General features: G+C 30.1%; 19 protein-coding genes and 1 other RNA gene. 7 read left to right on the top strand and 13 right to left on the bottom strand.

All coding sequences use genetic code 11. The annotated features are described in order from the left end of the window. Positions 1-5: 5 nt before the first annotated feature. From EGM88_RS06465 to EGM88_RS06450, 4 genes are all read right to left on the bottom strand, one after another. The gene (locus EGM88_RS06465) at positions 6-584 is read right to left on the bottom strand and encodes a DUF5683 domain-containing protein (RefSeq protein ID WP_123897145.1); all 579 of its coding nucleotides are present in this window, start codon (positions 582-584) and stop codon (positions 6-8) included. Next, positions 585-1484 (bottom strand): ParB/RepB/Spo0J family partition protein, encoded by a 900-nt coding sequence (locus EGM88_RS06460; protein ID WP_123897144.1) that lies wholly within the window; start codon positions 1482-1484, stop codon positions 585-587. After that, positions 1477-2247, bottom strand: a complete 771-nt coding sequence (locus EGM88_RS06455; RefSeq protein WP_123897143.1) for a ParA family protein — start codon at positions 2245-2247, stop codon at positions 1477-1479. The genes EGM88_RS06460 and EGM88_RS06455 overlap by 8 nt, the downstream gene beginning before the upstream one ends. 372 nt (positions 2248-2619) lie before the next feature. Then, positions 2620-3507: an SDR family oxidoreductase gene (locus tag EGM88_RS06450; protein ID WP_123897142.1), complete on the bottom strand. Its 888-nt coding sequence runs from the start codon at positions 3505-3507 to the stop codon at positions 2620-2622. A gap of 372 nt (positions 3508-3879) precedes the next feature. Between EGM88_RS06450 and rpmH the strand changes: the two genes are divergently transcribed. From rpmH to EGM88_RS06415, 7 genes are all read left to right on the top strand, one after another. After that, a complete protein-coding gene (rpmH, locus tag EGM88_RS06445; protein WP_123897141.1) occupies positions 3880-4041 on the top strand; it encodes a 50S ribosomal protein L34 in 162 nt (53 codons plus the stop codon). A 145-nt stretch (positions 4042-4186) separates the two neighbouring features. Continuing rightward, on the top strand, positions 4187-7036 hold the full coding sequence (gene carB / locus EGM88_RS06440) for a carbamoyl-phosphate synthase large subunit (RefSeq protein WP_123897140.1): 2850 nt from the start codon (positions 4187-4189) through the stop codon (positions 7034-7036). A gap of 135 nt (positions 7037-7171) precedes the next feature. Beyond that, positions 7172-7954, top strand: coding sequence for a DUF695 domain-containing protein (locus tag EGM88_RS06435; protein ID WP_123897139.1), 783 nt, complete (start codon positions 7172-7174; stop codon positions 7952-7954). Positions 7955-8017: 63 nt separating this feature from the next. Next, positions 8018-9694 carry an AAA family ATPase gene (locus EGM88_RS06430; RefSeq protein ID WP_123897138.1) on the top strand — a complete coding sequence of 559 codons (1677 nt, stop codon included), beginning with the start codon at positions 8018-8020 and terminating at the stop codon, positions 9692-9694. A gap of 32 nt (positions 9695-9726) precedes the next feature. Continuing rightward, entirely contained in the window at positions 9727-10185 is a 459-nt protein-coding gene (locus EGM88_RS06425; RefSeq protein ID WP_123897137.1) for a hypothetical protein, read from the top strand. An 87-nt stretch (positions 10186-10272) separates the two neighbouring features. Further along, positions 10273-11844: an OstA-like protein gene (locus EGM88_RS06420; protein ID WP_123897136.1), complete on the top strand. Its 1572-nt coding sequence runs from the start codon at positions 10273-10275 to the stop codon at positions 11842-11844. 4 nt (positions 11845-11848) lie between these two features. Then, positions 11849-13036: an aspartate aminotransferase family protein gene (locus tag EGM88_RS06415; RefSeq protein ID WP_123897135.1), complete on the top strand. Its 1188-nt coding sequence runs from the start codon at positions 11849-11851 to the stop codon at positions 13034-13036. Between the two features lie 9 nt (positions 13037-13045). On the opposite strand, the gene EGM88_RS06410 is transcribed toward EGM88_RS06415, so the two are convergent. From EGM88_RS06410 to EGM88_RS06370, 9 genes are all read right to left on the bottom strand, one after another. Next, on the bottom strand, positions 13046-13624 hold the full coding sequence (locus EGM88_RS06410) for a TlpA family protein disulfide reductase (protein WP_123897134.1): 579 nt from the start codon (positions 13622-13624) through the stop codon (positions 13046-13048). Positions 13625-13772: 148 nt separating this feature from the next. After that, an RNA gene (rnpB, locus tag EGM88_RS06405) (RNase P RNA component class A) lies at positions 13773-14090 on the bottom strand. Between the two features lie 403 nt (positions 14091-14493). Then, positions 14494-15618: a molecular chaperone DnaJ gene (dnaJ, locus tag EGM88_RS06400; RefSeq protein WP_123897133.1), complete on the bottom strand. Its 1125-nt coding sequence runs from the start codon at positions 15616-15618 to the stop codon at positions 14494-14496. Between the two features lie 64 nt (positions 15619-15682). Beyond that, entirely contained in the window at positions 15683-16222 is a 540-nt protein-coding gene (locus EGM88_RS06395; RefSeq protein WP_123897132.1) for a nucleotide exchange factor GrpE, read from the bottom strand. A gap of 211 nt (positions 16223-16433) precedes the next feature. Next, positions 16434-17744, bottom strand: a complete 1311-nt coding sequence (gene murA, locus EGM88_RS06390; RefSeq protein WP_123897131.1) for a UDP-N-acetylglucosamine 1-carboxyvinyltransferase — start codon at positions 17742-17744, stop codon at positions 16434-16436. Positions 17745-17809: 65 nt separating this feature from the next. Next, positions 17810-18439: a DUF4290 domain-containing protein gene (locus EGM88_RS06385; RefSeq protein ID WP_123897130.1), complete on the bottom strand. Its 630-nt coding sequence runs from the start codon at positions 18437-18439 to the stop codon at positions 17810-17812. Positions 18440-18574: 135 nt separating this feature from the next. Further along, positions 18575-20932, bottom strand: a complete 2358-nt coding sequence (locus tag EGM88_RS06380; RefSeq protein WP_123897129.1) for an ATP-dependent helicase — start codon at positions 20930-20932, stop codon at positions 18575-18577. Positions 20933-21248: 316 nt separating this feature from the next. Beyond that, a complete protein-coding gene (locus EGM88_RS06375; protein ID WP_123897128.1) occupies positions 21249-22733 on the bottom strand; it encodes an alpha-L-fucosidase in 1485 nt (494 codons plus the stop codon). A gap of 12 nt (positions 22734-22745) precedes the next feature. Beyond that, positions 22746-25073 carry a GH92 family glycosyl hydrolase gene (locus tag EGM88_RS06370; protein WP_123897127.1) on the bottom strand — a complete coding sequence of 776 codons (2328 nt, stop codon included), beginning with the start codon at positions 25071-25073 and terminating at the stop codon, positions 22746-22748. Between the last annotated feature and the right edge of the window lie 256 nt (positions 25074-25329).

Genomic DNA, 25329 nt, shown 5'->3' with positions numbered 1-25329 from the left:
AATAGCTAAAAATTAAAACTCACTGTGGCACCAAATGCCGCTTGACTTGTAACAGGCATATTAAAGATTGTAGGATTAAATGAGATGTTAGTATTTAATGCTTTATCTGGCAAGTGAGCATCTACATTAGCTTCGATTATATTTAATATATAAATACCAATGGTGATAAATAAAGACAAATCTCTATTTTTTTTATAAAAAGTTTGAGCTCGTTCTAAACTTGCTTGTGTCAATTGAGGGTTTTCTCCAGTACCATCAAACTCATGAGGTCTTCCTGTAAGTTCTAACTTAAAAGCATCTCTATACCTATTGTATTTATTATTGTTATCAACATAAAAATACACACCAGTACCTATTGCTCCCCAAACAATTGGGGTTTTCCAATACTTTTTATTATAAATTTGACCTAAACCAGGAAAAACAGCAGAATAAAATGCTGCTTTAGAAGGAGCCAAAATATTTATCTCATCTTCAACAAACGTAGTATCTACTTTACTAACTTTTAAATCAGCAGGTATTTCTTGAGCAAAAACTGATGCAAAAGACCCCATTAAAAATAAGATAAATACCCACCATTTAATCATTTACTGCAATAATTTTTTAATACGATTAAAATCTTCTTTAGAACTAAAAGGAATTTCAATCTTACCTTTATTTTCACCCGAAAGTTTAATTTTCACCTTATTTCCTACAAAATCACTAATTTCTTTAGTGCTTTGTTTAATATAATCAGGAATAGTATTTGTATTTGTAGCGGGCACCTTTTCATTTGATTTCCCTTGACGTACATTTTTTACTAATTGTTCTGTTTGCCTTACTGAAAGATTATCTTTTATTATTTTTTCGTAAATTTCCAATTGTTTAGCAAAATTATCAACACTTATAAGTGCTCTTCCATGCCCCATAGATAAAAATCCATCTCTCATACCGGTTTGAATAATGGGGTCTAACTTTAGAAGTCTTAAATAATTAGTAACAGTAGACCTATCTTTACCTACTCGATTACTCAATTCTTCTTGAGTTAAATTAATTTCTTCAATTAATCTTTGATATGATAAAGCTACCTCTATAGGATCAAGATCTCTACGTTGAATATTTTCAACCAATGCCATTTCAAGCATCTCTTGATCATTAGCTAATCTAATATATGCCGGGATAGTTTTTAAACCTATAAGTTTAGAAGCTCTAAAACGACGTTCTCCAGAAACCAACTGAAATTTTTGACCATCTAATTTACGAACAGTAATAGGCTGAATAACACCAAGCTCTTTAATAGAACTAGCTAATTCTTTTAAATCATCTTCATTAAAATAAGTTCTTGGCTGAAATGGATTTACTTCAATAGAAACCAAATCAATTTCAACAATATTTCCTACTAATTTATCAGCATTTTTATCTTTTACAGAACGAATATCATCAACAGGATCTTTTAACAATGCTGATAATCCTCTACCCAATGCTTGCTTTTTTGTAGCTTTAGCCATTCTTGTTCTTTTTTAATATTTCGTGTGCTAAGTTAATATAATTTACGGCTCCTTTACTAGTTGCGTCATAAGCAATAATACTCTCACCATAACTTGGAGCTTCTCCTAATCGTATATTTCGCTGAATAATTGTTTTAAACACCATATTTTGGAAGTGCTTTTTCACTTCTGCAACAACTTGGTTAGACAATCGTAAACGAGAATCATACATTGTTAGCAATAACCCTTCAATATCTAACTCAGGATTATGTACCTTTTGAACACTTTTAATTGTGTTTAACAACTTTCCTAATCCTTCAAGAGCATAATATTCACATTGAATAGGTATAATTACAGAATCTGAAGAGGTTAATGCATTTAAAGTAATTAATCCCAAAGAAGGAGCACAATCTATAAGGATAAAGTCATACTCATTTTTAACTTCTTCAATCGCTTTTTTGAGCATGTATTCACGTTCATCTTGATCAACCAATTCTAGCTCAATAGCAACTAAATCTATATGTGAAGGTACAACATCCACATTAGGCGAGTTGGTTGAAACAATAGTTTCTTTGATATTTACAGAATGCTCTAACAATTGATATGTGCCTGATGTCACAGCTTCAACATCAATACCTAATCCTGATGTAGCATTAGCCTGTGGATCAGCATCTATCAACAAAACTTTCTTTTCTAGAACGCCTAGAGCTGCAGCTAAATTAACCGATGTGGTTGTTTTACCTACACCTCCTTTTTGATTTGCAACGGCTATAATTTTCCCCATTAAACTCGTTAAATTTTTAGGCCATAAAAATACAACTATTTATTAGTTATAGAAATGAAGTTGTAAACAAAGCATCAACAAAAAGTTATAAATAATTCTTAAAATAACTATCAGAAGAATAGAACAATATAAATATTATATTAAACAAAGTATACATAAAAGGAATTAATTTTTTGTATCAACCTTATTCATATTTATAAAAATAACAACTTTGCCGTCAACAAAATTGACTTTTATAATATTTTTACTACTAAAAAAATAACATAAAAAACTCCCCAACAGTTTAAAATCAGTGAGAAGTTCTTTTAACAAAATTTTATAGATTATTATTCTATTTATTCATGATTTTCAGGATGTAAAATAAGTACTCGTTTAACTTTTATTTTTTTTAGATCGAATCATAGTTTCTAACATATCCCACATTTCTTGCGGTATTTGTTCTAACATGTTAAATTGTCCAGCTCCTTGTAACCACTCTCCACCATCTATAGTTATTACTTCTCCATTTATATAAGCGGAAAAATCTGATATTAAATATGCTGCTAAGTTTGCCAACTCTTGATGTTCTCCAACTCTTCGTAAAGGAACTTTCTTTTTCATATCAAACTTATCTTTTAAATCTCCTGGCAATAGCCTATCCCACGCTCCTTTTGTAGGAAAAGGTCCTGGAGCAATTGCATTAAATCTAATATTATATTTTGCCCATTCCACAGCTAAAGAACGTGTCATTGCTAATACGCCTGCTTTAGCAGTTGCCGAAGGCACCACATAAGCAGAGCCTGTCCAGGCATAAGTAGTAACTATATTTAATACGGTAGCTTTTTCTTGCTTATTTGCTATCCAATGCTTACCAAAGGCAAGTGTACAATTTTTTGTTCCTTTTAAAACAATATCAATAATGGTATCAAATGCATTTGATGATAATCTTTCTGTAGGACTTATAAAATTACCAGCCGCGTTATTTAAAAGTCCATCAACTTTTCCATATTCAGCTATTGATGCATTTAGCATTGCTTCTACCTCATCATAATTTCTAACATCACATTGAACAGGCAAAACTTTGCCTCCTGTTTTTTCTTCTAATTCATCTTTGACAGCTATTAATTTTTCTAAATTTCTTGAAGTAATTACAACATTAGCTCCTAATTCTAAAAAATAAGTTGTCATCGACTTCCCTAATCCACTTCCTCCTCCAGTAACTACAATTACTTTATCTTTTAAGCTCCCTTTTTTGAGCATTGGTTCTTGATATGTATCCATTTATATTTATAATTTTTATAAATTTATTGAATATTTCTAGAAATAGAAAGTAAATTGTAAAAACATTTAGAGGAGTCTTACAATAACATAAGAAAATTGAATACTCTTTTAGATTAAAGATTTATTACATCAATAGTAACAATAATGGTATTTAAAATAAATTTAATATAGTTAATTGTTTCTTTAGCAGCTTTGGTAAGCTATTAAAAATTACATGATTAAGTAATAACAATTACAAACTTTAAATTAACCAAATTTTTATTTAAAAAACTGTTGCAGAAAACAAAAGGATTTGTATATTTGCCACCGATTTTAGCAAGGGCTTAACAGAAGCTCATTTAATTGATAAGAAGATTTTTAAAGATTTAGAAAATGAGTAAAAGAACATTTCAACCGTCAAAGAGAAAGAGAAAAAATAAACACGGCTTCAGAGAAAGAATGTCTAGTGTTAATGGAAGAAAGGTTTTAGCCCGAAGAAGAGCTAAAGGCAGAAAAAGACTTTCAGTATCTTCTGACCCTAGTCCGAAAAAATAATGATATTAGATCTCATAATACAAGGTGTTACTTTTTTTTAAGTAACACCTTTTTTTATATCTTCTTAATAAGTTTTCAAATTAATTGGTACATAAAAAATAGTTTTTTCAAATATTTGTACCCCTAAAAAAATAAATAATATAAAATGCCAAAAAATCCAGCCATAAAATCCGTTTTAATTATAGGTTCAGGTCCAATCATTATTGGTCAAGCTTGTGAGTTTGATTATTCAGGTAGCCAATCCATTCGTTCACTAAAAGAAGAAGGAATTGAAGTTACTTTAATAAATTCTAACCCCGCAACAATTATGACAGACCCATCATTGGCGGATAATGTTTATCTAAAACCATTAACTACAAAATCCATAATAGAAATTTTAGAACAACATCCTAATATAGATGCTGTTTTACCGACAATGGGTGGACAAACGGCACTTAACTTATGTATAGAAGCACAAGACAAAGGCATTTGGGATGATTATAATGTTACTTTAATTGGTGTTGATATTAATGCTATAAATATTACAGAAGATCGAGAACAATTTAGGAAGTTGATGCTTGATATTGGTGTAGGTCAAGCTCCTTCAACCACAGCAACATCATTTTTAAAAGGAAAAGAGATTGCTCAAGAATATGGTTTTCCTCTCGTGATACGTCCCTCTTTTACACTTGGTGGATACGGAGCTTCAATAGTTTATGATAAAAATGACTTTGACGAGTTATTAAGCCGTGGTTTAGAAGCTTCTCCAATTCATGAAGTTATTATTGACAAAGCATTATTAGGCTGGAAAGAATACGAGCTTGAGCTACTAAGAGACCAAAATGATAATGTAGTTATTATCTGTACAATAGAAAATATGGATCCTATGGGAATTCATACGGGAGATTCAATAACTGTTGCTCCTGCAATGACTTTATCAGATAAAACATTCCAAAAAATGCGTGATATGGCCATTCATATGATGCGTTCTATAGGTGATTTTGCCGGTGGCTGTAATGTACAGTTTGCTGTAAGTCCTGATGAAAACGAAGATATTATCGCCATCGAAATTAATCCTCGTGTTTCTCGTTCATCTGCTTTAGCTTCAAAAGCTACTGGATATCCTATTGCAAAAATTGCTACTAAATTGGCTATAGGTTATCATTTAGATGAATTAGAAAATCAGATAACCAAAAACACATCTGCATTATTTGAACCAACATTAGATTATGTAATTGTAAAAATACCAAGATGGAATTTCGATAAATTCGAAGGTTCTGATCGTACTTTAGGCTTGCAAATGAAGTCTGTTGGAGAAGTAATGGGTATTGGAAGATCTTTTCAAGAAGCTTTACATAAAGCTACTCAATCACTTGAAATTAAGCGAAATGGAATTGGTGCTGATGGTAAAGGAGAAAAAGATTATGATAAAATTATTGAAAAATTAAAAAACCCTAGTTGGGATCGTGTTTTTGTCATTTATGATGCTATCCAGATAGGAATGCCCCTAAGCAGAATTCATGAACTTACAAAAATTGATATGTGGTTCTTAAAACAATATGAAGAATTGCATTTTCTAGAAAAAGAAATATCTTCTTATAGTTTAGAAAGTTTGCCTAAAGATTTATTACTTGAAGCAAAACAAAAAGGCTATGGTGATAGACAAATAGCTCATATGCTTGACTGTTATGAAAGTGAAGTATATAAAAAACGTGAAGAGCTTAACATAAATAGAGTTTATAAATTAGTTGACACTTGTGCCGCTGAATTTAAAGCTCAAACACCTTACTACTACTCTACTTTTGAAAATAATAGAATAATAGATGGTGTAGCTTCTGCTGAAAATGAATCTATTGTTAGCAATAAAAAGAAAATTATAGTACTAGGCTCTGGGCCTAATCGAATCGGACAAGGAATAGAATTCGACTATTGTTGCGTACATGGTGTTTTGGCTGCTAAAGAAGCTGGTTATGAAACTATTATGATCAACTGTAATCCAGAAACTGTTTCAACAGATTTTGACACTGCTGACAAACTTTATTTTGAACCTGTTTTTTGGGAACATATTTACGATATTATCCAATACGAAAAACCTGAAGGTGTGATTGTACAACTCGGAGGTCAAACAGCATTAAAACTAGCTGAAAAGTTAGATAAATATGGAATTAAAATTATTGGAACGTCTTTCGAAGCACTAGATTTAGCTGAAGATAGAGGTCGTTTTTCAAATTTATTAGAAGAATTAAATATCTCATTTCCAAAATTTGGAACAGCCACTACAGCCGATGAAGCATTAGCAGTGGCAGACGAATTAGATTTTCCAATTTTAGTAAGACCTTCTTATGTATTAGGTGGTCAAGGAATGAAAATTGTTATCAATAAAGAAGAATTAGAAACCCATGTGGTTGATTTATTACAAAAAATTCCGAATAATGTATTGCTTTTAGATCATTATTTAGATGGTGCCATTGAAGCTGAATCAGATTCTATTTGTGATGGAGAAGATGTATACACTATTGGAATTATGGAACATATAGAACCTTGTGGAGTCCACTCTGGAGATTCTAATGCTACCTTACCAGCTTTTAATATTGGAGAGTTTGTTATGCAACAAATAAAAGATCATACAGCTAAAATTGCAAAAGCTTTGAAAACTGTAGGTCTTATAAACATTCAATTTGCAATAAAAGATGACACTGTATACATTATAGAAGCTAATCCAAGAGCGTCTAGAACCGTTCCTTTTATAGCAAAAGCCTATGGTGAACCTTATGTTAATTTCGCTACTAAAGTTATGTTGGGTGATAAAAAAGTAAAAGACTTTACTTTTAAACCTCAACTAAAAGGTTTTGCTATTAAACAACCCGTATTCTCATTTAATAAATTTCCTAATGTAGATAAAAAACTTGGGCCTGAAATGAAATCTACAGGAGAGAGTATTTTATTTATTGACAGCTTAAAAGATGACCAGTTTTACGAATTGTACTCTAGACGAAAAATGTATTTGAATAAGTAAATAGAAATGATTTATTAATAAAATATGTAAGCTAAAGAATAATTGTACATTAATTTCTGTGGTTGTATTTTGTAGATTTTAAACTGATTTTTATATTAAAAACAAACCCATTAACTATCTAAAAATATTGATAAAATGTTCAAAAATCTATTTAATAAAAACTCAGAGAAAAATATAGAAATTAAACAAGACTGGGCTTCATATTTTACAAGAGTTGACGACAATCCTGCAAGTATTCGTTTAAATTTAGGGCTTTATGAAATAGCTCCTATTGAAAAATACGAAAATAGACTTTGGTTTTCTGTGCAACTTTTAAATCCAGACCATAACGGATTTACCACAAGGGAAGAATTTCCTGCAATATGTAAAATTGAAGATGACATTTCTGATGCATTAGAAAAAAAAGGTGCCATTGTTGCTGGAGCATTAAAAACCAATGGTACTTTTGATCTCTATTTTTATACTACAACAAAAATAGATATCGCTAAACTTGCTAGCGAAGTAATGCAAAGACATCCTAATTATAGATATGCCACTGATAGTAAAATAGATGTTAAGTGGAGTGATTATTTTGACTTCCTATATCCTAATGAGTATGAATATCAAACCATTTTAAATCAACGTGTATTAAATAATCTTCATCAAGAAGGAGACAATCCTAATTCTGAAAGACCAATTGATCATTGGATTAACTTTCAGACAGAAGCAGATAGAAACTCATTTATAACTGCTGTTGAGAAAATAGGATTTAAAATTTTATCTAAAGAAAAAACAGAAAAAAATTTATTTCAATTAAATATTTCTAAGATAAGTGACATTAATTGGAACACTATTAATGATTCTGTTTGGGAGCTTATTACTATCGCTAAAGATAATAATGGCTTTTATGATGGTTGGGGTTGCCCTATTTCAAAATAGATTGTCAAAAATTATATTTTAAGGTAATAGTATCTTCTCTTTTACTTTTTCTATCTTCGCAATATGCAACAAGAAAAAGCTCTAGCTATATTAAAGTCAGGAAAAAATGTATTCTTAACAGGTTCTGCTGGCACAGGTAAAACTCATGTTTTAAATGAGTATATAAAGTATTTGCGTGCTAGAAAAGTACCTGTTGCAGTTACAGCTTCTACAGGAATTGCAGCAACTCATATGAATGGGATGACTATTCATTCTTGGGCTGGCATTGGAGTAAAAGAACATCTCACACAGGGAAATTTGGTAACAATGAAAACCAAAAAATACCTAAAGAAAAACCTTGAAAAAGCTCAAGTTCTAATTATTGATGAAATTTCAATGTTACACAAAAACCAATTAAATTTGGTTGATAGAGTATTGCGTTTTTTCAAAGAAAATCAAGAACCTTTTGGTGGAATTCAAGTTGTATTAAGTGGTGATTTTTTTCAGCTTCCTCCTATTGGTAAATATGGTGAAAAAAGTAGAGATAAATTTTCATTTATGTCTGAAGCTTGGGTAAATGCCAATTTAAATGTTTGTTATTTAACTGAACAATACAGACAAAGCGACTCTAAATTAAATACTATTTTAAATGAAATTCGTAGTGGTAAGGTGTCGCAACACAATTTAAAAATTTTAGAAAAAGCCACTAAAAACACTCTTAAAAATAAAGAAGTTCCCACTAAACTTTTTACTCATAATGTTGATGTAGATAAAATTAATATTGAATATTTAGCAGAACTTGAAGGACGAACTAGAACTTTTAAAGCTACATTTAAAGGAAATAAAAAATTAATTGATTCTTTAAAAAATTCAGTTTTAGCAAGTGAAAATTTACAATTAAAAATTGGAGCTAAAGTAATGTTTGTAAAAAACAATACTGAAAAAGCATTTGTTAATGGCACTATTGGTAAAATAACAGGATTTAATGAAGAAGGACAACCTAAAGTAAAAATAGCTAATGGTAGAATTATTACTGTTGCTAAAGAAGATTGGTCTATACAAGACGATCACAATAAAGTGTTAGCAAGTTTTAGTCAATTTCCTTTACGATTGGCTTGGGCTATTACCATTCACAAATGCCAAGGAATGACTCTAGATGAAGCAGAAATTGATCTTTCTAAAACTTTTGAACTCGGTCAAGGTTACGTTGCTTTGTCACGATTAAAAAAAATTGAGAATTTACTATTAAAAGGTTTTAATGAAATGGCGTTAAAAGTTGATCCTTTAGCATTTAAAGCCGACATCCGTTTTCAAGAACTTTCAGAGCAAATTGATAAAAAATATTCTATTAACGACTTACTAAAATTGGCTCCAGCATTTATTAGAAAATGTGGAGGAACAACTAATATAAAAGATATTCGTAAAAATTCTAATAAAATAAAAGAGAAAAAAACAAGCCAAAAATCTACTTACGAATTAACTTTATCTTATTTACAACAAAAAAAATCCATAACACAAATAGCAGAAGAAAGAGGATTAACAACTAATACAATTAACACACATATTATTAAGATTCTTGAAAATTTCCCAAACGAAGATTTAAGTTTTTACAAGCCAAAAAAATCCATTTTAAAAAAAGTTAAAAGTGTATATGATTTACAACCTAAAAACAAACCTGTAAGCTCTAAAGTAATTTTTGACGCTTTAAATTCTGAAGTAAGTTATGAAAATATTAAGTTGTGTATTGCTTTTCTTAAATAATTTTAATTAATGCGATTTCAAAATTTAATTAAATGAAAATTTTAGATATTATTTTTGGTAAAAAAAATACAATTAATCATCCAATTTTAGGGAAATTGGTCAGCGATAGAATTAGAGGCAATAATCAAACTAAATCATATACTTGGGTTGGAAGTAAAACTTTAGGAAATACTACTAAAGAAACAACCCTAATAATGGAAGGAAATCCAACAGGTCCAAATCCATTACATATTAATTTTATAAGTGATTTAGTCCAAAATTGGGAACAAGAATATCTACCTAAAATTGAACGTATTATTTCTGAAAAAAGGATTGATAAAAAAGAAGTTTTTTTAAAGTGGAAAAACGATTTCTATGTAGGAGGAATTGTACCTTTAGACAATAGAAAGTCTGAGTTTGAGTTAACTATTGAACCTTTAGATGATAACGTTTCAAAATCAATAGGTATTGAATTTAAAAACCATAACATTATCAAAGTATATACATATTAATACCACTATAAACGTAAGATTTCCTTTAACAAGAATTTAGAATTTCATAATCGCATTTTTATGTAATTTTGCATTAAATTAATTAATTTGAAAAATTTTTTACTTCTAGTATTATTTATAACAACATTTATTGTGCATGCTCAGCAAAAAAGGGTTGAGATTTTACATGCTGATATCAGTATTATAGATGAAGAAAAATATCCGAATCAAGAAATAGGTTTGGGTGATGTGGTTGTGGTGCATGAAGGAATTACGCTTCGTTGCAAAAAAGCAATTCGATACAAATCGCAAAATATCATAAGAGCCTATGGAGATGTAGTGCTGAATCAAGGTGATACTATTATCCAAACTAGTGATTATGTACAATATAATGGAAATACTAAAAAAGCTAAATCATGGGGTAAAGTAGTATTGAAAGACCCCTTAATGACCTTAACTACAGATACCTTAGATTTTGACCGTGTTAAGCAGCTGCTATACTATAATAATGGTGCAACAATTAAAGATACCACAAATGTTTTAGTTAGTAAAAAAGGTAATTATTTTTTAAGAACTTCTAAATTTCAAGCTCTTTCTGAAGTTGTTTTAACCAATCCTGATTATATTCTAGAATCTGACCATCTCAATTATTTTACAAACAACGGACAAACATTTTTATATGGCCCCTCTACAATAACAGGAGAAGATGTTCATATTTACACTGAACATGGATTTTATGATACAAAAAAGAACATTTCACACTTTACAAAAAACTCTACAATAACCTATAAAAATAGATCAATTACTGCTGATAGTTTATATTATGATAGAAATAAGGCTTTTGCTTCGGCTACTAATAATATAAAAATGTTAGACACAGTAAATAATGCTGTTGTACGTGGTAATTATGGAGAGTTTTACCAAAAATTAGATTCTGCTTTTGTTATAAATAGAGCTGTTGCTATAACCGAAATTGAAAAAGATTCCATGTATATACATGGTGATACATTACTTATTACAGGTAAACCTGAAAATAGAATTATAAGAGCATATCATCGTGTTAAATTTTTTAAAAGTGATTTAAGTGGTAAATGTGATTCCATCCATTCTAGTCAAAAAACAGGTTTAACACAAATGTTTGTAAACCCTGTATTATGGTCTCAAGAAAGTCAAATTACAGGAGATACAATTCACTTACTTTCTAATCCTAAAACCGAACAATTAGACAGTTTAAAAATTTTAAAAAATGCATTTGTAATTCAGAAAGATTCTGCCGGTTATAATCAAATTAAAGGTAGAAATATTCTCGGAAAATTTAATAATAATCAATTAGAGAATGTTGATGTTATTGGAAATACAGAAAGTATTTTTTATGCAAGAAATGAGAACGATGAGCTAATAGGAATTGATAAAATGACATGTAGTAAAATCAATTTTAAAATTAAAGATAATAAAATTGTTGCTATTACTTATTTTACAAACCCTGAAGGTCCATTATCACCTCCTTCAAAGGTTAAGTTGCCTGATCGTAAGTTTCCGGGTTTTAATTGGCGTATTAAAGAAAGGCCTTTAAAAATGGAAGATATATTTATTAAAGATGATGTAGATAAAACATTGGAAAAAAATGTAACTAAAAACGAATTAAACTCCAATAAAAAACTTATTAAGAATCAAGAATAGCTGTATGAAATCAGATTTTCTAAAATATCAAGCACAAACTTCTTCACATCCACTATCTATTGAAATAGCACGTGCGGAAGGTTCTTATGTATATGACATTAATGAAAAAGTATATTTAGATTTTATAGCGGGTGTTTCTGCAAATAGTTTAGGTCATAATCATCCAAAAATTAATAAAGCTATAGTTAATCAAGTTCAAAAATATACCCATGTTATGGTATATGGAGAGTTTATTCAAAAACCAGCAGTTGAACTATGCAAACTATTAACTTTACAATTACCAAACTCAGAAAATTGGTCTGTATATTTGACAAACTCAGGGACTGAAGCTACTGAAGGAGCACTAAAACTCGCCAAAAGATTTACAGGTAGATCAGAAATTATTGCTGCCAAAAATGCATACCATGGTAATACACAAGGAGCTATGAGTATTTGTGGTAATGAAAATCAAAATAGAGCCTTCAGACCCTTAATTCCAGGTGTTAAATTTATCACCTACAATAAAGAAGATGAAATTTTAAAAATTACTAATAAAACGGCTGCGGTAATATTAGAAACAATACAAGGTGGTGCTGGATTTATTGTTCCACAAAATGACTATTTAGTTAAAGTAAAAAAACGTTGTATAGAAGTTGGAGCATTGTTAATTTTAGATGAAATACAAACAGGAATTGGAAGAACAGGAACTTTTTTTGGCTTTGAAAATTACGGTACTACCCCAGATATTATTATTACTGGTAAAGGGTTAGGTGGAGGTATGCCAATTGGTGCATTTATTGCTCCTAGAAATATAATGTCTACTTTAAAAGAAAATCCAAAATTAGGGCATATTACTACTTTCGGGGGGCATCCAGTGATTGCAGCTTCGGCTTTAGCCACTGTAAATGAAATAACTTCTTCAAAACTTATGACAGATGTTTCCCATAAAGAAACTTTATTTAGACAATATTTACAGCACCCAGCTATCAAAGAAATTAGAGGAAAAGGATTATTATTAGCATTAATTGTTGATACGCCAGAAATGGCTTCACAAATTATATTAAAATCTCTAGAAAAAGGGTTATTACTATTTTGGTTACTTTATGAGAATAGAGCTGTAAGAATAACGCCCCCTTTAAATATTTCTGATACTGAAATTAAAAACGGATGTGAGATTATACTCAATGTTATCGATGACATAACAAAAAAATAAATAACTTATTTACTCCGAAATTAAGTCGTTTAATAATTGTTTTACTTTATCGCTATTCCAATTGGCTGCTCCTGTTTCAAATAGGGCTACTTTTCCATTTTTATCTAAAATATATGTAGTAGGAAGCGTAGTATAATCAATTTGTTTAGGAAGTTTTGAGATTAAATTGTATGTTGGAAAATTATAATTATTTTTTGTGTAAAATTGTTTAACCTTCTTTTGATCTTCATTGGTTACAAAAAGAAATTCTATTTTACCATTATAATCTGTATAAAGACTTTTTATCATAGGCATTTCAGCTATACAAGGTGGACACCATGTAGCCCAAAAATTTATAAAAACAACTTTACCTTTTAAGTCTTTTAAATTTATATCATTGGCAGAAACTAGTCCTTTTAAATTTACATTATATGTATCAAGAGAAATACGTTCTTCAGATTTTTCTACAGAAGGAGAAAACACTAAAGTTCTAACATAAGCCACACCTTGTGTTAGTTTAGCTCTTGTCCCTAATCCAAAAGGAGTGAAAAGAAAAATTATAAATCCGAAAAATAAAATATTAGAAATGGTACTTCTGTTAAACTTCATAATTATTACTTGCTTAGAGTAACTATTTTTACAATGTTAAAAAATAGAAAAAAAAGATATAATTATTGTTATATAAACAATAGATTATCTTCTTTTGCTATTATTCAAATTAAATAATATCATTAAAAATGACATGATTATACTCAATAAAAAAAGTAGGCAATAAGCCGGATTCTGTTTTTCAGTTGAACTGAAACCCTTATCATTTATCTACGTTGTGCATTACTGCATAACTTTAGCTGTTTACCCCTTGAAATTGGACGCGAAATCCTTACCCTTTCGGGACTTCAATATACGTAACATTGCATCTCATAGAGTTTACCTGATTTCACTACAGCCTAACTGTACTTGCTTTCTGTTGCACTTGTCCTTGGCTTACGCCAGACGGATGTTATCCGCTATGATTCGCTATGATGTCCGGACTTTCCTATTCTACTATTGTAGAATCGATAAGGTAGCCTACTTTTAAATTTTCGTTCAAAAATAAAACTAATAAAAATGGAAATCTATAAATTTAAGTTAAAAAAATCCCACTCCTCAATAAAAAAGAGTGGGAAAATTGCTATGAAAAAGAAATATTACTGAACTACTGCTCAGCAATACAAATATAATAACGCAGTCTATAATATTTTATTGCAACTTTTAACCAATTATTAACAGTACTCGACACAAAAACCATAAACACCTGTAATACAACAAGATACAAAATGTTAAAAAGTGAAGTAAAAAAAACCCACTCTAAGTTAGAGTGGGAAAATTGCTATGAAAAAGAAAAAGTGTTGAATACTATAGTTCAACACCACAAATATATGAATTATATTGTAAAAACATAATATTATTATCAAATAAATAATAATATTATGTTAAAATTAAGAAAACATATCTTTAACTTTTTCAAAAAATGATTTATCAGATTTAGTTGGAATCGGTGTAAAATGTTCATCATCTTTCATTGCTTCAAAAAATGCTTTTTGATCTTTAGATAAGCTTTTTGGGGTCCAAACATTTACATGAATTAGCAAGTCTCCTTTACCATATCCTTCAAGACTTGGCAACCCTTTTCCTCTCAATCTAAGTATTTTACCTGATTGTGTACCAGCCTCAATTTTAATTCTAACTTTACCTGTTAAGGTATCAATTTCTTTACTTTCACCCAGAACTGCCTCAGGTATACTAATATACATATCATAATGTAAATTATTACCTTCACGTTTTAATTTATCATGTGCAACTTCCTGAATAACAACTAATAAATCTCCTGAAATGCTATTACCAGGAGCTTCATTTCCTTTGCCTGATACCTTTAGCTGTACACCATCAACAACTCCAGGTGGAATTTTAATTGACACACTTTCTTCTTTTTCTACCAACCCTTGAGCATTAGCACCACTTGGTCTATTATCAATAATTTCACCTGCACCTTGACATGTTGGACAAGTGGTAGCAGTTTGCATTCTTCCTAATATAGTATTTGTAACTCTAGTAACTTGGCCTTGTCCATTACATGTATCACAGGTTTTATATGTAACACCTTGGGCTTTAACCAAACGCTTTACTTTTACCTTTTTTTCAACACCATTAACAATTTCTTCTAAAGTTAGTTTAACTCTAATTCTCAGATTACTACCTTTTACCCTAGCACCACCTCTACTTCTACCTCCGCTAAATCCAGAAAATCCACCACCACCAAAAGCACCACCAAAAATATCTCCAAACTGACTAAAGATATCTTCCATATTCATACCTCCTCCGCCAAAGCCACCGTGACCACCTTCAAAAGCAGAATGCCCAAATTGATCATATCTAGCTTTTTTATCTGCATTACCTAAAACTTCATAGGCTTCTGCAGCTTTTTTAAAATTTTCTTCCGCTTGTTTATCGCCAGGGTTTTTATCAGGATGATATTTTATAGCCATCTTTCGATAAGCTTTTTTTATTTCTGCAGAAGTAGCATTTTTATCAATACCTAATATTTTATAATAATCTTCTTTCATCTATACTATTTATTATTTTTAATTGGTAGTCTCTTTTAACACAATATTTTTGTTAAGAATAACTTTATTGCCCAATTACCACTTTTGGATAACGAATAATTTTATCTCCTAATTGATATCCGTTTTCAGTAACATCTATTACTTTACCTTTTAATTTTTTTGAAGGTGCAGGAATTTGAGAAATTGCCTCGTGAATTTCAGCATCAAAAGTATCGCCTTTTTTTACTTTCATCTTTAACAAGCCTTTTTGTTCTAAAGATTTAATTAATTTTTGATAAATTAATAATATTCCTTTACGTAATTCCTCTGCCTCTTTATCTTCTTCAATATGTGCCAATGCTCTTTCAAAGTCATCAATGATTGGCAATAAAACTGTCATAACTTCTTCATTGGCAGTTTTAAACAACTCTATTCTTTCTCTTGAAGTTCTTTTTTTATAATTCTCAAATTCTGCAAAAAGTCGTAAATATCTATCTTTTTCCTTTTGAACTAATTCTTCTGTAGTAGGCTCTGCTTGCTCTTCAGCTTTAGGTTCTTCCTGTTCTACTTGTTCTTTTTCAATATCTTGTATTTCTTCTTGGTTTTTATTTTCTTCTGTACTCATTACTAAGGTATTTTAAACATTAAAAATTAAGCTTGCAAAAGTACTGCCAATTACTTTAAAATGCCATAATGTCAGCAGATAATTTTTTCAAAAAAAAGTTATAATTTCAAAATTAACTACCTTTATTAATTCTAAAATTTTGTTCAAGACTAAAGATCCAATTTTACACAGATAAAATTGGATCTTTGATATGCATTATAACTTTATAAACTTATTCTACACGAATAATTTTTGCTCCAATAGCTTTTAAACGCTCATCTATACGCTCATACCCTCTATCTATTTGTTCAATATTATGGATAGTTGAAATGCCTTCTGCTGAAAGTGCAGCAATTAATAGTGAAACTCCTGCTCTAATATCTGGAGAAGTCATTGTAGTAGCCTGCAATTTAGATTTAAAATTGTGACCTATTACGGTAGCCCTATGTGGGTCACATAAAATAATTTTTGCTCCCATGTCAATTAATTTATCGACAAAGAACAAACGGCTTTCAAACATTTTTTGATGTATAAGTAAGCTTCCATTTGCCTGTGTTGCCACTACTAAAATAACACTTAATAAATCAGGAGTAAATCCAGGCCAAGGAGCATCTGAAACTGTTAAAATAGATCCGTCAATATAACTTTGTATTTTGTAACCATCTTTATGTTCTGGTATATGAATATCATCTCCTTGACGCTCTACAGTAATTCCTAATTTCCTAAAAACATTAGGAATTACACCTAAATCATCCCAACTTACATCTTTTATGGTTAACTCACTTTTAGTCATAGCCGCTAAACCTATCCAACTTCCAATTTCTATCATATCAGGTAACATTTTATGTGTAGTACCTTGTAATGATTTTACACCTTCAATATGTAACATGTTAGAGCCTACACCTGTAATTTTGGCTCCCATTTTATTTAACATTTTACATAATTGTTGTAAATAAGGCTCACAAGCTGCGTTATATATTGTGGTTTTCCCTTCTGCCAATACAGCTGCCATAACTATATTAGCTGTACCTGTTACTGAAGCTTCATCTAACAACATATAAGTTCCTTTTAACGACTTAGCTTCAACTCCATAAAAGTGATCTGTCTTATTAAAACGAAATTTCGCTCCTAACTTCATAAAACCCTCAAAATGAGTATCCAAACGTCTTCTTCCAATTTTATCGCCACCAGGTTTGGGGATATATCCTTTTCCAAAACGTGCTAACAAAGGTCCTACAATCATAATAGAACCTCTCAAACCACTTCCGTCAATTTTAAATCTTTCTGATTCTAAGTATTTTAAATTGACATCATCTGCCTGAAACGTATAAGAACCTTGTCCATTTTTTTGAATTTTAACGCCAAGATTTTCTAAAAGGTTAATGAGTTTATTAACATCTACAATATCTGGTATATTAGAAATTGTAACTTTTTCTGGTGTTAATAACACCGCACATAAAATCTGTAAGGCTTCATTTTTTGCACCTTGAGGTGTAATTTCACCTTTTAGCTTATGACCTCCTTCTATTTTAAAAGTACCCATTAATTGTTAGGTTTTTAGGTTTAGTTATTATGCTTTTATAGTAAGCTACACTATAAACAAACAGATTATCTTTTTCTACGTTGTTTGCTTGATTTATTATTTTTATTCTTATTCGTAGTTTTTTTTCTTAATAGGTTTTTACTATCAGAAAGCGTTTCGTCTTTCTCTGATAAATCTATTTCTCCATGAGACAACTCTTTCAGATGCTTAAATATTACTGCATCTTCTACAGTATCTTTATTCCAATTCAAATAACACTTTTTCATGTGATTTGCAATAGTATAGATAAGAGCGTCTTTAAGTTCTCCATCTTCCCATGTTAATGCCGTGTCAATCATTGTTTGAATATTATGACCGTAGAATTTGTATTTAGACGCTGCTTTCGGATAATTTAAACGCTCAGGATGTGCAGATAATTCTTCTTTTGAAAGCGTAGGATATGGAGAATCTGCATCTAATTTAAAATCAGACATAATAAAAAGTTGATCCCATAGCTTATGTTTAAAATCTGGAACATCTCTTAAATGTGGCTGTAAGTTACCCATAACATCAATAATGGCATTTGCCATTTCATTACGTTTTTCTTTCGTTTCTAGTTGAATACAATGGTGTACCAGCTTTTGAACATGTCTTCCGTATTCTGGTATTATCAAGTGTTCTCTAGCTGAATTGTATTCTAAATCAAATTTGTCCATATTTATATGTGTGTAGTATTTTTGTTTTTAATTAAAGGATACTAATTTTTGGGAAACAACTAAAAAGTTAAAAGTTGCATTTACATTAAGAATAGTACTATTAATAGCTAACGCAATATCTTAACAACTATTTTATTATCCTAATATTTTAAGTTTGGCAAATTGCAATAATAATTTTTTATTTCCAACAGAATCAAAGTTTATTTCTGCTTTTTTATTTGAACCAACACCTTCTAGACTAACAACTTCTCCTTTTCCAAATTTTGAATGCTGAACCACATTACCTACAGTAATATTACTATCAAATAAGTTTTGATTAAGGTTACTCACTTTTTTTAAGTTTTTAGGAGCACTTATTTGTATTGTTTTAGGAACCGTCTTTGGCTTTTGTTTAGACTTTGGCTTTATAATAGCTCTTTGCACTGGTTTTTTGAATCGTACTTTATCTTGTGGCACATCTCCAAAAATATCTTCATTAATAAATTTATTAATATTGGGAGATACTTTAGGAGTCATAAAATCGATATACTTATCATCAATTTCTTCCAAAAAGCGACTTGGTTCACAATCTACCAATTTGCCCCATCTATAACGTGAATGGGCATAAGATAAATAAGCTTGCTTTTCGGCTCTAGTTAAAGCCACGTAAAATAAGCGGCGTTCTTCTTCCAATTCACTGCGGGTATTCATGCTCATAGCAGAAGGGAATAGATTTTCTTCTAACCCAACTATATAAACATATTCAAATTCTAATCCTTTGGCTAAGTGAATTGTCATTAAAGAAACACTGTCTTCATTTTTATCCTTTTCATTATCCAAATCAGTAGCTAATGCAACATCTTCAAGAAAAAAAGCTAATGAAGTATCTGTTTTTCTTTCAGTTCCATCTTCTGGCTCTTCATTTTGCTCGTCGATAAAATCTTTAATACCATTTAACAATTCTTGAACATTTTCTACCTTACTAACAGCTTCTGGTGCTGAATCTTTCTCAAGTTCTTTAATTATTTTAGTTTGCTTGATTACAAAATCTGCAACTTCAAAAGCATTTTTTATCTGGGCTTCAATTTGAAAACTCTTAATCATAGTTACAAAATTTTGTAGTTTTAATTTTGTTCCTGAATTAATTTTCAAATCGACTTTATCAATGTTTTCTAATATTTCGAAAATTGATTTTTTATAATGATTGGCTGCTACACTTAACTTTTCAATAGTAGTTTGTCCTACACCTCTAGCTGGATAATTTATTACTCGTTTTAAAGCCTCTTCATCATTAGGGTTTACAATTAATCGCAAATAAGACAATACATCTTTAATTTCTTTACGCTGGTAAAAGGATAAACCTCCATAAATACGATACGCAATATCTTTTTTACGCAATGCATCTTCAATTGCTCTTGATTGAGCGTTAGTTCTATATAAAACCGCGAAGGACCTATTTTTAAGTTGGTGATTCATTTTGTTTTCAAAAATTGAATTCGCCACAAAACGCCCTTCTTCCCCTTCAGAAAGAGTACGCATCACCTTTATTTTCTCGCCCTTACTATTATCTGTCCAAATTTCTTTATCTAATTTCGTCTTATTTTTATCAATTACACTATTAGCAGCTTCAACTATATTACTAGTAGAACGATAATTTTGCTCTAATTTAAATATCTTAACATCTTCATAATCTCGTTGAAAATTTAAAATATTTTGAATATTTGCTCCACGAAAAGCATAAATACTTTGAGAATCATCACCTACAACGCATATATTTTGAAACTTATCTGCTAATGCTCTAACAATTAAATATTGCGAATGGTTGGTATCTTGATACTCATCAACTAATATATATCTAAACCTATCTTGATATTTAGCTAACACATCTGGAAAACGAGTTAATAACTCATTGGTTCTCAACAATAAATCATCAAAATCCATAGCTCCTGCTTTAAAGCATCGGTCTACATATTGCTGGTAAATTTCACCAATCCTAGGACGATTGGCCATTTTATCAGTCTCTTGCAATTCAGAATTGTTGTAATAGGCTTTTACTGTTATTAAACTATTTTTAAAGGATGATATTCGGCTTAATACTTGTTTAGGTTTATACCTATCCTTATCTAGTTGCATTTCTTTTATGATGGCAGATATAAGTCTTACTGAATCTTGTGTGTCATATATTGTAAAATTTTTAGGAAAACCTAACTTATCAGCTTCTGAGCGTAAAATCCTTGCAAAAACCGAGTGGAATGTTCCCATCCAAAGATTTTTTGCTTCACTATGCCCAACCATTTTTCCAATTCTATCTTTCATTTCTCTAGCCGCCTTATTGGTAAAAGTCAAAGCTAAAATACTAAAGGAATCAACGCCTTGTTTCATTAAATGAGCAATACGATAAGTTAGTACACGGGTTTTTCCCGAGCCTGCACCCGCTATTATTATCATTGCACCGTTTTTCTGTAAAACGGCTTCTCTCTGGGCTTCATTTAATTGATCTAGGTAATTTGTCACTAATGTAATTTTTATTTCTTCAAAAATACAACTGTAATTGCGTTATAGCAATTTTATTGTAAAAAATATTAATGGGCTATAATTTAGAATCGATTTTTAACTACAAAAAAAGTAATATCCTATAACATTTACCACAGGTGTATGTAATAAATTTCATAAGTCTGTTTTGCTATAAAAAATATCTTGCTCTCAACAATAGATAACCAAATCAACTTGTTATTTTTGTTAACATTGGGTATTTCTAAAAATTGTAAAATAGCATTATTTTTACAACAATATTGAATGTAAAAAATAAAACAAGTAATTAAAAATATGGTTATCTTTCTATTTTATCAATTTTAAAGGTCCATGCATATTTACTTGTAGGTTTATTTCTTAACTTTTCTGGTATAATCACTTTAAAACCTTTATTTAATTTTTCCCATTTTAGTCTTTTATCAGCCCCCAACATGGTTATTTTTGTGCCCTTTTTTGGTGTAATTGATTCAACTATTATTTCATTGGGTATTGTTCTTTCATTATCATCTGCCAAATAGAAAAAAAAGACATTTTCCTTTTTATTTTGAGTAAAACATATATTCTTTTCTTTGTAAGGTGCAATAGGTTTTGTATTATATATTGCGGTTCCGTTTACATTAATCCAATCTTCATATTCTTTTAATAAATCATAAGCTCCTTGTTGCCATTTTCCATCGGGTCCAGGGGCAATATTTAATAATAAATTCCCTCCTTTAGCAACAATATCAACCAACATATGTATACCTTCTCTTCCTGTTTTATAAGTTGCATTAAAAGTATGAGACCATCCGCCTCCAGAAATAATACAAGATTCCCAAGGATATGGCAATGCTTTTTCTGGCACTCTATTTTCTGGCGTTAAATAGTTTTGATTTTTACCATGTACAGCTCGATCAACTACAATTAAACCTGGTTGTTTTTTTCTAGCTTTCTCTACCAATTCATCCATTTTAATATCTTGACTTACCACACGATGCTTAATAAAACCATTACCTGATTTATTTTCAGTGAACTTAGAAATGTATTGTTTTTTTATTTCTTCATCTGAAAGCTTAGTTACCCAACCACCATCCAACCACAAAATATCAACTTTACCATAATCTGTTAGTAACTCTAAAATCTGATTGTGTGTAAAATCTACAAATTTTTGCCATTTTTCAGGATATTCTTCAGGATCGTAATTCACATTTCTGTCTAAAGGAGGAAAATATGGATTCCAATAATTTTCATTATTCCAATCAGGTTTCGAAAAATAGGCTCCTATCCAAAAATCTTCTGCTCTAAAAGCATTAAAAATTTCTTTAGTAATATTTGATCTTGGATTTGTACTAAATGCACATTCTGGATCAGTGACTTTGTAATCTGTATATTTAGAATCAAACATTGAAAAACCATCATGATGTTTAGTTGTAAAAATCATATATTTCATTCCTGCTTTTTTGGCCGCATTTGCCCATTTTTCAGGATTAAATTCAGTAGGATTAAAAGTCTTTTTTAAGCCTTCATATTCTTTTTTATAATCATAATAATTCTTTGGGTTTTTACCTTTCTCTCTTTGCGTCCAACCATAATCTTCTGGACAAAGTGACCAAGACTCTACAATACCCCATTGGCTATAAGTACCCCAATGCATTAACAACCCAAATTTTTTATCTTGCCATTGATCAAGTTTTTCTAAAACTAACGGATCTGTCTCCTTTACATATCGCTCATCTTCATAAATGGCTTGAGAAAAACTGTAGGTAACTGTAAATAATAAAATAATTATAAAATTACGTTTCATTTTGCTAAAGTTTTAGTTTTTAATTTGATTTTTGCTTAAAGAGAATGGTGTATTTTCTGGCTTACTTGCCCAATCTTTGTTAGGAGTAGCTCCCATTTTAAAATGTAATTTTCCGCCATTTTGTAAATCATTAAACTTTAAAAAACTATTTTGATAGTCTACATTATTAAGCGTTGCACTTTGAATATAAACATTATCTTTATTATTATTTTCAGTACTGATTACAAAGGTGTTTCCATTTTCTAAATACAGTGTAGCTTTATCAAATAATGGGCTACCTAAAACATATTCATCTGCTCCAGGAGTAACTGGATAAAACCCTAAAGAACTAAACACATACCATGCTGAAGTTTGTCCATTATCTTCATCTCCACAATAACCATCTGGTGTTGCTGAATATAATTTGGTCAACACATTTCTAACTTTTTCTTGTGCTTTATAAGACTTATTAGCATAATTATACAGATAAATCATATGTTGTATGGGTTGATTACCGTGAGCATAATTCCCCATATTTACAATTTGCATTTCTCGAATTTCATGGATAGTAAATCCATAGTAAGAATCATCAAATACAGGAGGCATTTCAAAAACCTCATCTAGCTTTCCTACAAACTTTTCTTTTCCTCCCATTAAAGAAATTAATCCATCTATATCTTGAAAGACAGACCAAGTATAATGCAAACTATTACCTTCAGTAAAAGCATCACCCCATTTTAAAGGATTAAAAGGCGTTTGAAATTTCCCATCTTTATTTTTACCTCGCATCCAAGAAGTTTCTGGATCAAAAAGTTTTTTATAATTCATTGCTTTTTTATAATAGACATCAGCAATATCATTTTTACCTAATTCTTCAGCCATTTTAGCAATTGTAAAATCAGCGTATGCATATTCTAATGATCTGGCTGCATTTTCATTAATACCAACATCGTAAGGTACATAACCCAATTTATTATAATAATCTACTCCTGCTCTACCCACTGAATTTACTGGTCTTCCCTCATTTACAGTTGCGTTTTTTAACATTGCTTCCATAAGTAAATCTGTATCCATTCCTTTTACTCCTTTTAAAAATGCATCAGCAATTATAGGAGCAGAATTAGAACCTATCATTACATCTCTATGCCCAGGACTTGCCCATTCTGGCAACCAACCTGATTCTTTATAAGTATTTTCCAATCCTTTCATTATTTTACTATTTAACTCTGGATACATCATATTAAAAAATGGAAAAACAGCCCTAAACGTATCCCAAAATCCATTATCAGTAAACATATATCCAGGAAGCACTTCTCCATTATATGGACTATAATGAACTACCTCATTAGCATCATTAAACTCATAAAACTTTCTTGGAAAAAGTAATACTCTATACAAGCAAGAATAAAAAGTTCTGATATTATCTATGTTACTATCTTCAATTTGAATTCTATTCAATTCTGCATTCCAAGCTTGCTTTGCCTTCTCTTTTGTTTGGATAAAAGTATCTTTACCAATTTCTCTATCTAAGTTTAATTGAGCTTGCTCTAGACTAATAAATGAAGATGCCACTTTTACATGAACCGTTTCTCCTTTTTTGGTTTTAAAACCTACAATTGCTCCTACATGCCCTCCTTCACTTGTTATAGTATTTTCCAATAATTTCCAATTGTCTGTCCATGTATGGTTAACATTAAAATCTTTATCAAATTCAGCTACAAAATAATTGTGAAAGTTTTCAGGCACTCCTCCATGATTATTTCTACAATACCCAATTATTTTACGTTGATCAGGTAATATTTTTACCATAGAGCCTTTAAAAAAAGCATCTAAAATTATATGTGATTTTTCAGATTCTGGAAATGTAAATTTAAAATGAGCTGCTCTTTCTGTAGGAGTAACTTCTGCAGTAACATCATAATCCGCTAAATATACTTTATAATAATGAGGTTTAACTATTTCTGCTTTATGAGAAAACCAAGAAGCCCTTTCATCTTCTTTAAACTTTAAGTCTCCTGTAGTTGCCATTAAAGAAAAAGCCGCATAATCATTTAACCAAGGACTTGGCTGGTGGGTTTGTTTAATTCCTCGTATTTTATATTCGTCATATTTATATGTCCATCCATCTCCCATTTTAGAAGTCATAGGTGTCCAAAAATTCATTCCCCATGGCGTTGCTATTGCTGGATACGTATTTCCATTTGATAAACTAAATTCAGAATCAGTACCCATCAATGGATTTACATAATCTACTAAATTAATTGATGGATTATCTAAAGATTTTGTTTTAGATAAATCAGTTTCTTTTTGGCAAGAAACAGTAAAGATTAATAATGATAGAGCTAAGTATTTAATTTTCATTTTTAATATAATTGGTTGATTTTATTCTAATAAATAACTATCTTGTAGCAGTTATTTAAATTTTAAAGCAGTTTAGCAAAAAAAAATGAAACATTTATCTTTTTTCGACCAACGACCTTTTTTTTATTCTAAAAGATAAAAACACTAATAAATGAAACTTACCACTACAGAATACCTGTTAATTTCACCTCAGATTATTGGACTACTAAAATAGCGAAAACCCTATTTATTTAACTATTCTCCTTTATCCTCAAAC

Origin of the sequence: Aureibaculum marinum (assembly GCF_003813905.1) — a bacterium.
GTDB classification, from domain to species: Bacteria; Bacteroidota; Bacteroidia; order Flavobacteriales; family Flavobacteriaceae; genus Aureibaculum; species Aureibaculum marinum.
This window is presented reverse-complemented; position numbering and strand designations above follow the sequence as displayed.

What these genes read in the sequence shown, in the direction of transcription:
- EGM88_RS06465 (WP_123897145.1), bottom strand. Translation starts at nt 584, where the DNA reads ATGATTAAATGGTGGGTATTTATCTTATTTTTAATGGGGTCTTTTGCA.
- EGM88_RS06460 (WP_123897144.1), bottom strand. Translation starts at nt 1,484, where the DNA reads ATGGCTAAAGCTACAAAAAAGCAAGCATTGGGTAGAGGATTATCAGCA.
- EGM88_RS06455 (WP_123897143.1), bottom strand. Translation starts at nt 2,247, where the DNA reads ATGGGGAAAATTATAGCCGTTGCAAATCAAAAAGGAGGTGTAGGTAAA.
- EGM88_RS06450 (WP_123897142.1), bottom strand. Translation starts at nt 3,507, where the DNA reads ATGGATACATATCAAGAACCAATGCTCAAAAAAGGGAGCTTAAAAGAT.
- rpmH (WP_123897141.1), top strand. Translation starts at nt 3,880, where the DNA reads ATGAGTAAAAGAACATTTCAACCGTCAAAGAGAAAGAGAAAAAATAAA.
- carB (WP_123897140.1), top strand. Translation starts at nt 4,187, where the DNA reads ATGCCAAAAAATCCAGCCATAAAATCCGTTTTAATTATAGGTTCAGGT.
- EGM88_RS06435 (WP_123897139.1), top strand. Translation starts at nt 7,172, where the DNA reads ATGTTCAAAAATCTATTTAATAAAAACTCAGAGAAAAATATAGAAATT.
- EGM88_RS06430 (WP_123897138.1), top strand. Translation starts at nt 8,018, where the DNA reads ATGCAACAAGAAAAAGCTCTAGCTATATTAAAGTCAGGAAAAAATGTA.
- EGM88_RS06425 (WP_123897137.1), top strand. Translation starts at nt 9,727, where the DNA reads ATGAAAATTTTAGATATTATTTTTGGTAAAAAAAATACAATTAATCAT.
- EGM88_RS06415 (WP_123897135.1), top strand. Translation starts at nt 11,849, where the DNA reads ATGAAATCAGATTTTCTAAAATATCAAGCACAAACTTCTTCACATCCA.
- EGM88_RS06410 (WP_123897134.1), bottom strand. Translation starts at nt 13,624, where the DNA reads ATGAAGTTTAACAGAAGTACCATTTCTAATATTTTATTTTTCGGATTT.
- dnaJ (WP_123897133.1), bottom strand. Translation starts at nt 15,618, where the DNA reads ATGAAAGAAGATTATTATAAAATATTAGGTATTGATAAAAATGCTACT.
- EGM88_RS06395 (WP_123897132.1), bottom strand. Translation starts at nt 16,222, where the DNA reads ATGAGTACAGAAGAAAATAAAAACCAAGAAGAAATACAAGATATTGAA.
- murA (WP_123897131.1), bottom strand. Translation starts at nt 17,744, where the DNA reads ATGGGTACTTTTAAAATAGAAGGAGGTCATAAGCTAAAAGGTGAAATT.
- EGM88_RS06385 (WP_123897130.1), bottom strand. Translation starts at nt 18,439, where the DNA reads ATGGACAAATTTGATTTAGAATACAATTCAGCTAGAGAACACTTGATA.
- EGM88_RS06375 (WP_123897128.1), bottom strand. Translation starts at nt 22,733, where the DNA reads ATGAAACGTAATTTTATAATTATTTTATTATTTACAGTTACCTACAGT.
- EGM88_RS06370 (WP_123897127.1), bottom strand. Translation starts at nt 25,073, where the DNA reads ATGAAAATTAAATACTTAGCTCTATCATTATTAATCTTTACTGTTTCT.